Genomic DNA, 13,139 nt, shown 5'->3' with positions numbered 1-13,139 from the left:
ATGGGCACCGCGCGGGGTCTTTCGCGCGGCAGCGTCGCGGCCCTGGCGGTCGCGGCGCTTCTCGTTGCGACGGGGTTGGCGGGATGCGGCAGCGCCCGCGAGACGCAGCAGATTCCCGTCACCGCGTTCCGCAACTACGGCGCGTCGCCGCTGCAGCACACCTTCTACATCGGCTCCGACGCGCGCTTCCACCGCTTCCAATGGTCCAACGGCAAGCAGGGCGGCACCTGGCTGATCGCGCGCGCCGAGATGGACATCGTCAACGAGAAATCAGTCGACGACCCGCGCGTCGCCCGCGCCGGCTACTTCCTCAGCCGGCGTGACGACGGGCGGTGGATGGCGCACTGAGCCTGTCGCTCGCCCGAATCAGGGCATCACGTCCATGACCACCGGGTCGTAGAAGTCATAGGCAGGACCTCCGTCCGGGGTGTAGCGGAAGTGAATCTGTGCGCTGTAGCGTCCGGGCACCAGGCATGCACCCGACCCGATCGGCAGATAGCATGTGCGTTCATCCCCACCAACTTCGCCCCCGCATGACCCTCTCGACGAGAAACCTGAAGGCGCTTCCAGACATTCCGACGTTGAAGCGACTGACCCAGTCTCTTGCAATGCTCGACGCCATGCTCTCGCCGGAGTGGGAGTACCGGTACTACTCGTTCAACGCCGCGTGGTCGGATGAGGCGGCGATGGCATCGATGCGCAATGGTTCGGGCGATCATTGGTTTGCCGTCTTCTGCCAGGCTGGCGTCGCGCTCCACGGGCTTGCGCACGAGGCTCCGGCATTCCGGCCGGGGACGCCATGGCCCGGAATCTTCGAGCGGCTGCCGGCGGAGTTCCACGCCAACCTGCTGGAAGAGCCGGCGTTCACGACCAGCGACAGCACCTTCTGTCTCTGGCGCCTGAGCAATGAAGAACGCTGGACTTGCGGACCGGTCGAGCTTCCGCCGGGGGAGGATCCGGATGGCTCCGCCGAGTTGCTTGGCATCCTCGCCGGGCGGCCCGCGCAGTACGTCGAATTCGCGGCTGACTACTACGAACGCGACCTCGACCTGGGCGATGTCGAGGCGATCTATCGGCACCAACCGCTCAGCGACGCGCTCGTCCGGCGATTCAATCCCGACCTCGACATGGCGTCGCTCGAAAATGACATCGCCGAGATCGGGTATCCCCGGCAGGTGGACTGACAGGGCCGCGCCATCGGCAACAGCCTCGGCTGTTTGAATGGCCCCGGCTCCCTTGCTGGCGCTCGCCGAGGCATTCGACGCGACGCACCAGGCCGGCCTCACCCTCCGCGTTGCCGGCGTTTTTACGCTTTCTTTACGCCCCCCCACCCACTCTTTCCCCCGGTTTTACGCACGCCTGCCGAGACTCCTTTCATCTTGTTTGCAGGAGTGATGAATGGACATCGTCTGGATGGGCGCCTTGCTGGCGCTGTGGGTCGTGGTAGCGGCCATGGTCGTCGGGCTGAACCGGCTCGAAGGGCCCCAAAAGCCGCACGCGGGCGTTGATACGACACGCACGCCGGGGGATGCATCGTGATCGGCCTCGAAGTCCTGTACGGCTTCGGCGCGCTGGTCGCCGTGGTCCTGTTCGCGTACCTGGTGTTCGCGCTGATCTGCGCCGAGGAGTTCTGACATGGAAACCTCGGCCTGGGTCTTGCTGACCCTTTTTCTCGGCGCGCTGCTGGTGCTGGCCTGGCCGCTGGGCAAGCTGCTGGCCGCGCTGTGCGCCGAGCGCGTGCCGCGCTGGATGCAGCGCGTCGAAGCGCCGCTGTACCGGCTCGCGGGCACGCAGCCCGAGCAGTCGATGCACTGGCTGCGCTACGCGCTGGCGCTGCTGGCGTTCAACGCCATCGGTGCGATCTTTCTCTATGCCCTGCAGCGCCTGCAGGGCGGGCTGCCGTTCAACCCGGCCGGCATGGGCGCGGTGTCGCCCGACTCGGCCTTCAACACGGCGGTGAGCTTCGTCGCCAACACCAACTGGCAGGGCTATGCCGGCGAGTCGACCATGAGCTACCTCACGCAGATGCTCGGCCTGGCGGTGCAGAACTTCCTGTCCGCCGCCACCGGCATCGCGGTGGCCTTCGCACTGGTGCGCGGCTTCGCGCGCCGGGGTGACGGCAAGGGCCTGGTCGGCAACTTCTGGGCCGACGTGACGCGCGTCACGCTGTGGGTGCTGCTGCCGATCTCGTTCGTGCTCGCGCTGTGCCTGGCAGGGCAGGGCGTGATCCAGAACTTCGACGCCTACAAGAGCGTGCAGACGATCGAAGCCACGGCCTTCCAGCAACCGAAGAACGGCCCCGACGGCCAGCCGTTGAAGGACGACAAGGGCGCGCCCGTGATGGAAGACGCCACCACTCAAACGCAGACGCTCGCCATGGGCCCGGTCGCTTCGCAGGAAGCGATCAAGATGCTCGGCACCAACGGCGGCGGCTTCTTCAACGCCAACTCGGCGCACCCCTACGAGAACCCGTCGGCGTTCAGCAACCTGCTGGAGATGCTGGCGATCTTCCTGATCCCCGCGGCGCTGTGCTTCGCCTTCGGCCGCGTGGTCGGCGACCTGCGCCAGGGCTGGGCCGTGCTCGCGGCGATGACGGTGCTGTTCGTGGTGGCGGTGCTGGCCGTCACGCCCGCCGAGCAGGCCGGCAACCCGCTGCTGGGTCCGCTGGGCGTGGACCAGGTGGCCAGCGCGCTGCAAAGCGGCGGCAACATGGAAGGCAAGGAAGTGCGCTTCGGCATCGATGCCTCGGCCCTCTTCGCCGCCGTGACCACCGCCGCCTCGTGCGGCGCGGTGAACGCCATGCACGACTCGCTCACGCCCGTCGGCGGCATGGTCCCCATGGTGCTGATGCAGCTGGGCGAGGTCGTCTTCGGTGGCGTCGGCAGCGGCCTGTACGGCATGCTGGTGTTCGCCATGCTCGCGGTGTTCATCGCAGGCCTGATGATCGGTCGCACGCCCGAGTACCTCGGCAAGAAGATCGAGGTGCGCGAGATGAAGCTGATCTCCATCGCCATCCTGGTCACGCCCGTGTTGGTGCTGGCGGGCACGGCGCTGGCGGTGAGCGCGGGTGCGGGCAAGGTCGGCATCGCCAACCCCGGCGCGCACGGCTTCTCCGAGGTGTTGTATGCGCTGACCTCGGCCGCCAACAACAACGGCAGTGCCTTCGCGGGCCTGTCGGCCAACACACCGTTCTACAACGGCCTGCTCGGCCTGGCGATGTGGCTCGGTCGCTTCGCGATGATCGTGCCGGTGCTCGCCATTGCCGGCGCGCTGGCCGCCAAGAAGCGCCTGCCCGTCACCAGCGGCACGCTGCCCACGCACGGCCCGCTGTTCGTCTTCCTGCTGATCGGCACCGTGCTGCTGGTCGGCCTGCTCAACTACGTGCCGGCACTGGCCCTGGGCCCGATCGTCGAACACCTCGTGCTCTGGAAATAAGAAGGAGCGCACCATGACTGCCAAAACCAAAACTTCCCTCTCGCTGTTCGACGCAGCGCTGGTCAAGCCCGCGCTCTGGGGCGCCTTCGCCAAGCTGAACCCGCGCACCCAGTGGCGCAACCCGGTGATGTTCATCGTCTACATCGGGAGCATCCTCACGACGCTGCTCTGGGTGCATGCGCTGAGCTTTCCGGGCGACACCGGCATGAAGCCCGCCTTCGTGCTGGCCGTGACCGTGTGGCTGTGGTTCACCGTGCTGTTCGCCAACTTCGCCGAAGCGCTGGCCGAAGGCCGCAGCAAGGCGCAGGCGGCCTCGCTGCGCGGCCTGCGCAAGGACACCTGGGCCAAGAAGCTGAAGGACCAGCAACAGCCGCACCACGGCGCGCCGTGGCTGCCGGAGCAGGCGCCCAACCTGCGCAAGGGCGACGTCGTGCTGGTCGAAGCCGGCGACGTGATCCCGCTCGACGGCGAAGTGATCGAAGGCGTGGCCTCGGTCGACGAAAGCGCCATCACCGGCGAATCGGCGCCCGTGGTGCGCGAGTCGGGCGGCGACTTCTCGGCCGTCACCGGCGGCACCCGCGTGCTGTCCGACTGGCTGGTGGTGCGCATCTCGGTGAACCCCGGCGAGTCGTTCCTGGACCGCATGATCGGCATGGTCGAGGCGGCCAAGCGCCACAAGACGCCGAACGAGATCGCGCTGACCATCCTGCTGGTGGCGCTCACCATCGTGTTCCTCATGGTCACCGTCACGCTGCTGCCGTTCTCGGTGTTCAGCGTGGAAGCCGCGGGCGCGGGCACCGTGGTGTCGCTCACCGCGCTGGTGGCGCTGCTCGTGTGCCTGATCCCGACCACCATCGGCGGCCTGCTCTCGGCCGTGGGCGTGGCCGGCATGAGCCGCATGATGCAGGCCAACGTGATCGCCACCTCGGGCCGCGCGGTGGAAGCGGCCGGCGACGTCGACGTGCTGCTGCTGGACAAGACCGGCACCATCACGCACGGCAACCGCCAGGCCAGCGCCTTCCTGCCTGCGCCCGGCGTGCCCAAGGGCCGCCTCGCACGCGCCGCCATGCTCGCCTCGCTGGCCGATGAAACGCCCGAGGGCCGCAGCATCGTCGAGCTGGCACGCCGCGACGGCCTCGAAGCGGCGTCGGTCGAAGGCGCGCGCTTCGTGCCCTTCACCGCGCAGACCCGCATGAGCGGCGTCGACCTGCCGGCCGCGCCGAACAGCCTGGACGTCGACGCCATCGTGCTGCGCAAGGGCGCGGTCGATGCGGTGCGCCGCCATGTCGAATCGCTGGGCGGCAGCGTGCCGGCCGAGATGCTGCGCGCCGCCGAAGAAACGGCACGCCGCGGCAGCACGCCGCTGGCCGTGGCCGAAGGCAACCGCGTGCTCGGCGTGGTCGAGCTCAAGGACATCGTCAAGACCGGCATCCGCGACCGCTTTGCCGAGCTGCGCCGCATGGGCATCAAGACCGTGATGATCACGGGCGACAACAAGCTCACGGCCGCCGCCATTGCGGCCGAGGCCGGCGTCGACGACTTCCTGGCCGAGGCCACGCCCGAGGACAAGCTCGCGCTCATCCGCAAGTACCAGGCCGAAGGCCGGCTGGTCGCGATGACCGGCGACGGCACCAACGACGCCCCCGCGCTCGCGCAGGCCGACGTGGCCGTGGCCATGGGCAGCGGTACGCAGGCCGCGAAGGAGGCCGGCAACATGGTCGACCTCGACTCCAACCCGACCAAGTTGCTCGAGGTGGTGGAAACCGGCAAGGCGCTGCTCATGACGCGCGGCTCGCTCACCACCTTCTCGATCGCGAACGACGTGGCGAAGTACTTCGCGATCATTCCGGCGATCTTCGTGTCGACCTACCCGCAGCTGGGTGCGCTCAACGTGATGCGCCTGGCCAGCCCGTCGTCGGCCATCCTGTCGGCGGTGATCTTCAACGCGCTCGTCATCGTGTTCCTGATCCCGCTGGCGCTCAAGGGCGTGCGCTACCGGCCCGTGGGCGCGGCCGCGCTGCTGCGCCGCAACCTCGCCATCTACGGCCTGGGCGGTTTGCTCGTTCCCTTCATCGGCATCAAGTTGATCGACTGGCTGCTGGTTGCAGTCCATCTGGTCTGAGGAGTTCTTCACCATGAAAAACAACAACAGCAGCATCGTCCGCCCCGCGCTCGTGCTCTTCGCACTGCTGAGCGCATTCACCGGCCTGCTCTACCCGGCGGCCGTCACCGGCGCCGCGCAGGCGCTGTTCCCCGCGCAGGCGGCGGGCAGCCTGGTGATGCGCGATGGCAAGCCCGTCGGCTCCGCGCTCATCGGCCAGAACTTCAGCGACCCGAAGCACTTCTGGGGCCGCCCGTCGGCCACCGCGCCGCAGCCCTACAACGCGAGCGCCTCGGGCGGCTCCAACCAGGGCCCGCTGAACCCCGCGCTGGCCGATGCGGTGAAGGCGCGCGTCGAGGCGCTGCGCGCGGCCGATCCGGGCAACACCGCGCCGGTGCCGGTGGACCTCGTCACGGCCTCGGCCAGCGGGCTCGACCCCGACATCAGCCCCGCCGCCGCCCACTACCAGGCCGCCCGCGTGGCGCGCGAACGCGGCGTGCCGATCGATCAGGTGAACGCGTTGATCGCGAAGAACACCCAGTCGCCGCTGTGGGGCGTGCTGGGTGAATCGCGCGTCAACGTGCTGGCGCTGAACCTGGCGCTCGATGCTTCTTCGACGGTGCGTTGAGGAGAAAACAACCATGGCCTATGCCGCCTACCGTGAACATCCTGTCGCCGTCGTGCGAAGTCCGATCGCGCCGCGCACGACGCAGTTCCATGTGCTCGACGTCACCGTCTGCTGCGCCGACGCGCTGCGCGTGCGCCGCAGCATCGCTGCCTGCGCCGAGGCCGGCGTGGTGCGCTGCGAGCCGCTGCTGCATGCCTGCAGCTCGCAGGAAAGCGACGCGCCCTGCGTGCGGCTGATGATCCGCTTTCCGACCGCGCGCTATGCCGAGGTGCTGCACCGCCTCATCGAATGCGTGCCTTCGGGCGAGATCGGCCGGCTCATGAGCTGGCGCGATCACCTCGCGCGCTGCGGCCTGCGCCATGGTCACTGACCTGCTGCACGCGCTGCTGGCCATGGCGGCGCTGTTCGTGCCACTGGGCTTCGCCTGGTGGGTGCTGTCGCGCACCGCACGCCGGCATGAACGGCGGCGCAAGAACGGGCCGCCGATGCGATAACCTGAGAAGCCATGCTCGAGACCCGCCCCGACCCCGACGCCCTGCTCGCGCAACTGCGCAGTGACGAGGCGCGCGCGCTGCGCGGCAAGCTGCGCATCTACTTCGGCGCCAGCGCCGGCGTGGGCAAGACCTGGGCCATGCTCAGCGCCGCCCGGCGCGAGCGCGAGGCCGGGCGCGACGTGCTCATCGGCGTGGTCGAAACCCACGGCCGCAGCGAGACCGCCGCGCTGCTCGCGGGGCTCGACACGCTGCCGCTGCGCGAGCTGCCTTATCGCGGCCGCACGCTCGCCGAGTTCGATTTGGACGCCGCCCTGGCGCGCAAGCCCGCCGTGCTGCTGGTCGACGAACTGGCCCACACCAACGCGCCCGGCTCGCGCCACGCCAAGCGCTGGCAGGACGTGCAGGAGCTGCTGGCCGCGGGCATCGAGGTGTGGTCGGCGCTCAACGTGCAACACCTGGAAAGCCTCAACGGCACCGTGGGCGCCATCACCGGCGTGCGCGTGCACGAGACCGTGCCCGACACCGTGCTCGACGAGGCCGACGAGGTGGTGCTGGTCGACGTCACGCCCGACGAACTCACGGCGCGGCTCGCGGCCGGCAAGGTCTACCTGCCGCAGCAGGCCGAGCGCGCCGCGCAGAACTTCTTCCGCAAGGGCAACCTGATCGCGCTGCGCGAGATCGCCTTGCGCCGCACCGCGGAGCATGTCGAGGACGACGTGCGCGGCTGGCGCGTCGAACAGTCGGGCCCCGGCGGCAACGGGCAGGGCGGTGCGGCGCTGCAGGCCTGGAACACCTCGGGCGCGATCCTGGCCTGCGTCGGCCCGCACGAGGGCGCGGCGCAGACCGTGCGCACCGCCGCGCGGCTCGCGGGCCAGCTCAACGTGCGCTGGCATGCCGCGTACGTCGAGACGCCGCGGCTGCAGCGCCTCGATGCCGCGCAGCGCGACCGCATCCTCGCCGTGCTCAAGCTCGCCGAGGAACTGGGCGCGGCCACGGCCGTGCTCACCGGCGCCGATGTGGCGGAGCAACTGTCCGAGCAGGCGCGGCGCCTCAATTGCGCGACGCTGGTCATCGGGCGCGCGGAGCCCGTGCGCGGCTGGCGGCGCTGGTGGGGTGCGTCCGCGGTGCCGCTGGCGCGCGCGCTGGCGCAGCGGGCGCCGGCGCTCGACATCCTCGAAGTGGGCCGCGCCGACAGCGCGCGCCGCCTGTCGCAGGCGACGCTGGTCGCCACGCAGGCCGACGACGACGATGAGCGCGCGCAGTCGCGCTGGCCCGGCTACGCCTGGGCCGCGGCCACCAGCATTGCGCTCACGCTGCTGTGCACGCCGCTCACGGGCGTGCTGGAGCTGTCCAACATCGTCATGCTGTTCCTGCTCGGCGTGGTGGGTGTGGCGATGCGCTTCGGGCGCGGGCCTTCGGCGCTCGCGGCCATGCTCAACGTGGCGGCCTTCGACTACTTCTTCGTCGCACCGCGTCTGTCCTTCGCGGTCAGCGACGTGCAGTACCTGCTGACCTTCGCCGTGATGCTCGGCGTCGGCCTGCTGGTGGGCCAGCTCACGGCCGGGCTGCGCTTCGCGGCCGGCGTGTCGACCAGCCGCGAGCGCCGCGCGCGCTCGCTGTTCGAGCTCACGCGCGAACTCTCGGCCGCACTCGAAAGCACCCAGGTCGTCGCGCTCGGCGCCGCCGCCGTGCAGGCCCATTTCGGCGGCCATGCGCGCGTGCTGGTCACCGACGCGGCCGACCAGCTCGTGCCCCCCGCCGATCCGCCGCCCGGCTTCGACGCGCAGGTGGCCGACTGGGCCTTCCGCCACGGCCAGCCCGCCGGCCTGGCCACCACCACGCTCGCCGCCCAGCCCTGGCACTACGTGCCGCTGCGCGCACCCATGCGTGTGCGCGGCGTGCTCGCGCTGTGCCCGGCCCGCCCGCGCTGGCTGCTCATTCCCGAGCAGGCGCAGCAGCTGGACACGCTGGCGCGCCAGATCGCCATCGCGCTGGAGCGCGTGCACTACGTCGAAGTCGCGCAGCGCGCCGTGGTCGAGATGGAATCGGAGCGCCTGCGCAACGCACTGCTCGGCGCCATCTCGCACGACGTGCGCACGCCGCTCACCGCGCTCATCGCATTGGCCGAGTCGCTGCAGACCCTGCCGCCCGAAGAACACGGCGAGGCCGCGCGCGCCATCGTCGCGCAGGCCCATGCCCTGCATGCGCTGGTCAGCAACCTGCTCGACATGGCGCGCCTCGAAAGCGGCGTGGCCGGCGGCACGGTCAACCTGCGGCGCGACTGGCAATCGGTCGAAGAGGTGGTGGGCGCCGCCATCCGCGCCGCACGCCCCGCACTGCGCGGCATGACCGTGCAGACCGCGTGGGACCCGGAGCTGCCGCTGGTCGAGTTCGACGCCGTGCTCATCGAGCGCGTGCTCGTCAACCTGCTGGAGAACGCCGCCAAGTACGGCGCCGCGCCCATCGAGGTGGGCGCACGCGCCGAGCCCGGCACGCTGGTGCTCACGGTGCGCGACCATGGCCCCGGCCTGCCCGCAGCGCTGCACGGCCGTGAGCAGACCCTGTTCGACAAGTTCACGCGCGGCGAGGCCGAATCCGCCACGCCCGGCGTCGGCCTCGGCCTGGCCATCTGCCGCGCCGTGGTGAGCGCGCACGGCGGCGAGATCAGCGCGGCGAATGCGCGCGACGGCGGTGCAGAATTCACCGTCACCTTGCCGCGCCGCGAGCCACCCGAACCCGCTGAAGCCCAGCTCTGAAACCCGCCATGCCATCCCCCACCGCCATCGTGATCGAAGACGAGCCGCAGATCCGTCGCTTCGTGCGCGGCGCGCTCGAGGCCGAAGGCTGGCAGGTGCACGAGGCCGGCACCTTGCGCGACGGCCTTGCCGCCGCCGGCACGCGCCAGCCCGATCTGCTGGTGCTCGACCTGGGCCTGCCCGACGGCGACGGCGTGTCGCTGATCCGCGATGTGCGCGGCTGGTCGCAGGTGCCGATCATCGTGCTCTCGGCCCGCACCGACGAAGCCGACAAGATCGCCGCGCTCGACGCCGGCGCCGACGACTACCTCACCAAGCCCTTCGGCACCGGTGAGCTGCTGGCCCGCGTGCGCGCCAACCTGCGCCGACCACGTGCCGCGAGCGGCAACGGCGATGAACCGGCCGCAGAGGCCGTGTTCCGCTTCGGCGAGATCGAACTGGACCGCGCCGCTCGCATCGTGCGCCGCGCCGGCGCCGAGGTGCACCTCACGCCGACCGAGTACCGGCTGCTGTCGGTGCTGGTGGCCAACGCCGGCCGCGTGCTGACGCAGCGGCAGCTGCTGCGCGAGGTGTGGGGCCCGTCGCACACGGACCAGAGCCACTACCTGCGCATCTACATGGGGCATCTGCGGCAGAAGCTGGAGGCCGATCCGGCGCAGCCGAAGCATCTGTTGACGGAGACGGCGGTGGGATACCGGCTGGTCGTCTAGTCAGCGTTTCAAGCCGAGCAGTTCGCGCGCCACGACCCAGCGGTGCACTTCGCTCGGACCTTCGTAGATCCGCATCAGACGCGCTTCGTTGGCCATCTGATGCAGTGGCATTTCCTTGGTCATGCCCATGGCGCCGAACATCTGCATCGCGTGGTCGATCACTTTCCCCGCCATTTCCGTGGCGAACACCTTGACCATGGAGACCTGGCTGCGCGCCTCGTCGCCACGATCGATGCGCGCGGCTGCTTCGTAGGTCATGAGTCGACAGGCGTGAATGCGCGTGGCCGCGTCGGCAATCCACCATTGCACCGTCTGGCGTTCGGCGAGCGAGGCGCCGAAGGTGCTGCGCTGCGGTGCGTACTCGCACATCATGTCGAGCGCGCGCTGGGCGCGGCCCACGCACCACGCAGCCATCTGCAGGCGCCGGCTCGACAGGCGCGCCTGCATCGGCGCGAACCCCTGGCCTTCCTGGCCGAGCAGGCGTGCATGCGGTACGCGACAGTCTTCGAGCAGCACCTCGTAGGTCGAGACGCCGCCGATCATGGGGATGCGACGCTCGACGCGAAAGCCCGGGGTGTTGCGGTCGACGATGAACGCCGAGATGGCTGGGCGCCCCACCTTGGTCTTGTCCGTGACGGCCATGACGATGGTCCAGTCCGCGTGCGCGGCGCGGCTGATCCAGATCTTGCGGCCGTTGAGAACCCAGTCGTCGCCGTCGCGCACGGCGCGCGTCGACATGGCCGAAGGGTCGGCGCCTGCGCCGGGCTCCGAAATGGCGATGGCCGAAACCGTCTCTCCGCGCGCGTAAGGGGCCAGGTAGGCGGCGCGCTGTGCGTCGTTGGCGGCGGTCAGCAGCATCCGCAGGTTGGGCGAGTCGGGGGGCAGCTCGTAGGGCGTGATGGTCTTGCCGAATTCTTCGTTCACCCCGACCATCGCCACCACCGGCAGGTCGAGGCCCTCCATTTCGGCGGGCGCATCGAGGCCCCACAGGCCCCGGGCCTTCGACACGGTGTCCAGCCGCGCGTGCTCGTCGGCCGACAGCTCCCAAGGTTCACCGGCGGCCTCCCGCTTCAGCAGGGCCGGTTCCAGCGGCAGCAGGTCTTCGCGCACGAAGCTGGCGACAAGCTCCTTGAGCGTCTGGTGTTCGGGGTCGAGTTCGAAATTCATTCAGGTACTCCGTCGTTGTCTGTGCAAAGCTGATCGAGTGGTCGCTCAGCGACCTGTGAAGCGCGGTGTGCGGCGCTCGGCCATGGCCTTGACGCCTTCACGGAAGTCTTCGCTCAGGAATTGCACCTGTTGCTCGGCCAGCTCCCGTTGGTTGATTGCGCGCACGTCGTGCGCGCAGCCGGCGCGCAAGGTGGCGCGCGTGCTCTGTACCGCGAGCGGCGCCGACCCGGCGATCTCCTGGGCGAGCGCCTGGGCGCGGGCCAGCACCTCGTCCGTCGTCACCAGCTCGTCGACCAGGCCGATGGCCAGCGCTTCGGTGCCGTCGATGCGGCGGCCCGTGTAGAACAGCATCGAGGCCTGCTGCATGCCGATCAGGCGAGGCAATGTGTGGCTCAGACCGAAGCCGGGGTGAAAGCCGAGCCGGTTGAAGTTGACGCTGAACCGCGCCTCGGCGCAGGCCACGCGAAAGTCGGCCACCAGCGCGAGCCCGACGCCCGCGCCCACCGCCGCGCCCTGCACCGCCGCGACCAACGGCTTTCGAGCGTCGAAGAGCCGCATGGCATGGGTGTAGAAGTCGGCGGGGTCGACGGCCTGGCCGCCCGAGGGAACGCCCGAGAAGTCGGCGCCGGCACAGAACGACTTGCCTTCGGCCGCGAGCACGATGGCGCGGCAGTCCGCATCGTCGTCGAGCGCGGCCAGGCGATCGGCCAGGTCGCGCATCGTGGTGGCGTCGACGAAGTTGTGAGGGCCGCGCCGCAGGGTCAGCGTGACGACATGGGCGTCGCGGCTTTGGGAAATGGAGGGCGAATCGGTCATTGGAGTTCGATCCTTGCGGCCGCCGCGATGCGCTTCCAGACGGCGATCTGTTCGCGCTGGAAGTCGCGCAGCTCGTCCTGGCCGCCTTTCATCGTGATCACGTTCTGCCTGGCGTAGAACTCTCGCGTCTCGGGCATGGCGAGGATCTTCACGAACATGTCCGACAGCTTGTCGACCACCGGCTTGGGCGTGTTGGCCGCCACGGCGACGCCCGTCCACGTGTCGGCGCTGAAGCCGCCGATGCCCTGTTCCTGCGCGGTGGGCACATCGGGCAGGCCGGCAAGGCGCTGGTCGGCCGCAATGGCGAGTGCGCGGATCTTGCCGCCGCGCAGCAACTCCATGGTGGCGGTGATGTCGGAAAAGCCCAGATCGGTCTGCCCGGAGAGCGTGGCGTTGACTGCATCGGGCGCGCCCTTGTAGGGCACGTTGAGCAGCTGGATGCCGGCCTTGTCGGCGAACAGTTCGCCCATGAGCTGGTAGGCGGCCGACCCCGATGCATAGGTGCGCTGCCCGGGCTTGGCGCGCGCCGCATCGATCAGGTCCTTGAGTGTCTTGTAGGGCGAGTTGGCCGGCACGATGAGCACGATGGGCGAGCGCATGAGGGTCGAGACCGGGGCCAGGTCCTTCACCGGGTCGTACGGCAGTTGCTTGAACAGCGCCACGTTGGTGGCCAGCGTCGAATTGCTGCCCATCAGCAGGGTGTAGCCGTCGGCAGGCGCGGAGGTCACGGCCTTCACGGCGATGAAGCCGTTGGCGCCCGCGCGGTTCTCGACAATCACCGGCTGTCCTGCCAGCTCGCTCAGCTTTCGTGCGAAGAAGCGTGCGCCGACGTCGGTGCCGGAGCCGGGCGGAAAAGGCACGACGAAATGGATCGGCTTGGACGGATAGGTCGCGGCGGCCTGTTGTGGCTGGGCCTGCGCGAACGGTGCCGCGGCGGATGCCAGCGCGGCCGTGAACGCCGCGGCGCGCAGCATCTTCGACAAAGGGTTCATGAACGTGTCTCCTGTGGTGGAGGCCGGATTCTATGAAGTT

14 protein-coding genes are annotated in these 13,139 nt (G+C 69.6%); 11 read left to right on the top strand and 3 right to left on the bottom strand.

The genetic code is table 11. From position 1 onward, the window contains the following. From AC07O4_RS07440 to kdpE, 11 genes are all read left to right on the top strand, one after another. Entirely contained in the window at positions 1–348 is a 348-nt protein-coding gene (locus AC07O4_RS07440; protein WP_495304166.1) for a hypothetical protein, read from the top strand. 185 nt (positions 349–533) lie between these two features. After that, positions 534–1,184 (top strand): hypothetical protein, encoded by a 651-nt coding sequence (locus tag AC07O4_RS07435; protein ID WP_495304165.1) that lies wholly within the window; start codon positions 534–536, stop codon positions 1,182–1,184. A 214-nt stretch (positions 1,185–1,398) separates the two neighbouring features. Further along, positions 1,399–1,539, top strand: coding sequence for a hypothetical protein (locus AC07O4_RS07430; protein ID WP_172438440.1), 141 nt, complete (start codon positions 1,399–1,401; stop codon positions 1,537–1,539). Then, positions 1,536–1,634, top strand: coding sequence for a K(+)-transporting ATPase subunit F (gene kdpF, locus AC07O4_RS07425; protein WP_056576794.1), 99 nt, complete (start codon positions 1,536–1,538; stop codon positions 1,632–1,634). Before AC07O4_RS07430 ends, kdpF begins: the two co-directional genes overlap by 4 nt. Position 1,635: 1 nt before the next feature. Further along, positions 1,636–3,435, top strand: coding sequence for a potassium-transporting ATPase subunit KdpA (gene kdpA / locus AC07O4_RS07420; RefSeq protein WP_495304164.1), 1,800 nt, complete (start codon positions 1,636–1,638; stop codon positions 3,433–3,435). Between the two features lie 13 nt (positions 3,436–3,448). Next, positions 3,449–5,557 (top strand): potassium-transporting ATPase subunit KdpB, encoded by a 2,109-nt coding sequence (gene kdpB / locus AC07O4_RS07415; RefSeq protein ID WP_495304163.1) that lies wholly within the window; start codon positions 3,449–3,451, stop codon positions 5,555–5,557. Positions 5,558–5,570: 13 nt separating this feature from the next. Continuing rightward, on the top strand, positions 5,571–6,164 hold the full coding sequence (gene kdpC, locus AC07O4_RS07410) for a potassium-transporting ATPase subunit KdpC (protein WP_369630527.1): 594 nt from the start codon (positions 5,571–5,573) through the stop codon (positions 6,162–6,164). A 13-nt stretch (positions 6,165–6,177) separates the two neighbouring features. Next, the gene (locus tag AC07O4_RS07405) at positions 6,178–6,534 is read left to right on the top strand and encodes a hypothetical protein (protein WP_062473825.1); all 357 of its coding nucleotides are present in this window, start codon (positions 6,178–6,180) and stop codon (positions 6,532–6,534) included. After that, positions 6,524–6,658, top strand: coding sequence for a hypothetical protein (locus AC07O4_RS07400; protein ID WP_276307467.1), 135 nt, complete (start codon positions 6,524–6,526; stop codon positions 6,656–6,658). The genes AC07O4_RS07405 and AC07O4_RS07400 overlap by 11 nt, the downstream gene beginning before the upstream one ends. A gap of 11 nt (positions 6,659–6,669) precedes the next feature. Next, positions 6,670–9,414 (top strand): DUF4118 domain-containing protein, encoded by a 2,745-nt coding sequence (locus tag AC07O4_RS07395; RefSeq protein ID WP_495304162.1) that lies wholly within the window; start codon positions 6,670–6,672, stop codon positions 9,412–9,414. Between the two features lie 8 nt (positions 9,415–9,422). Beyond that, positions 9,423–10,124 carry a two-component system response regulator KdpE gene (gene kdpE, locus AC07O4_RS07390; protein WP_119553599.1) on the top strand — a complete coding sequence of 234 codons (702 nt, stop codon included), beginning with the start codon at positions 9,423–9,425 and terminating at the stop codon, positions 10,122–10,124. On the opposite strand, the gene AC07O4_RS07385 is transcribed toward kdpE, so the two are convergent. Genes AC07O4_RS07385 through AC07O4_RS07375 form a run of 3 tightly spaced genes read right to left on the bottom strand, consistent with a single transcriptional unit; the run spans position 10,125 to position 13,099 of the window. After that, positions 10,125–11,291, bottom strand: coding sequence for an acyl-CoA dehydrogenase family protein (locus tag AC07O4_RS07385; RefSeq protein ID WP_495304160.1), 1,167 nt, complete (start codon positions 11,289–11,291; stop codon positions 10,125–10,127). It abuts the gene before it with no gap. A gap of 45 nt (positions 11,292–11,336) precedes the next feature. After that, positions 11,337–12,107: an enoyl-CoA hydratase/isomerase family protein gene (locus AC07O4_RS07380; RefSeq protein WP_495304158.1), complete on the bottom strand. Its 771-nt coding sequence runs from the start codon at positions 12,105–12,107 to the stop codon at positions 11,337–11,339. Further along, a complete protein-coding gene (locus AC07O4_RS07375; RefSeq protein WP_369630523.1) occupies positions 12,104–13,099 on the bottom strand; it encodes a Bug family tripartite tricarboxylate transporter substrate binding protein in 996 nt (331 codons plus the stop codon). Before AC07O4_RS07375 ends, AC07O4_RS07380 begins: the two co-directional genes overlap by 4 nt. Positions 13,100–13,139 lie beyond the last annotated feature (40 nt).

This window comes from Variovorax sp. GW821-FHT09D04, from assembly GCF_059416405.1.
The sequence above is the reverse complement of the archived record's forward strand: the minus strand, read 5'-3'. Positions and strand labels throughout refer to the sequence as shown.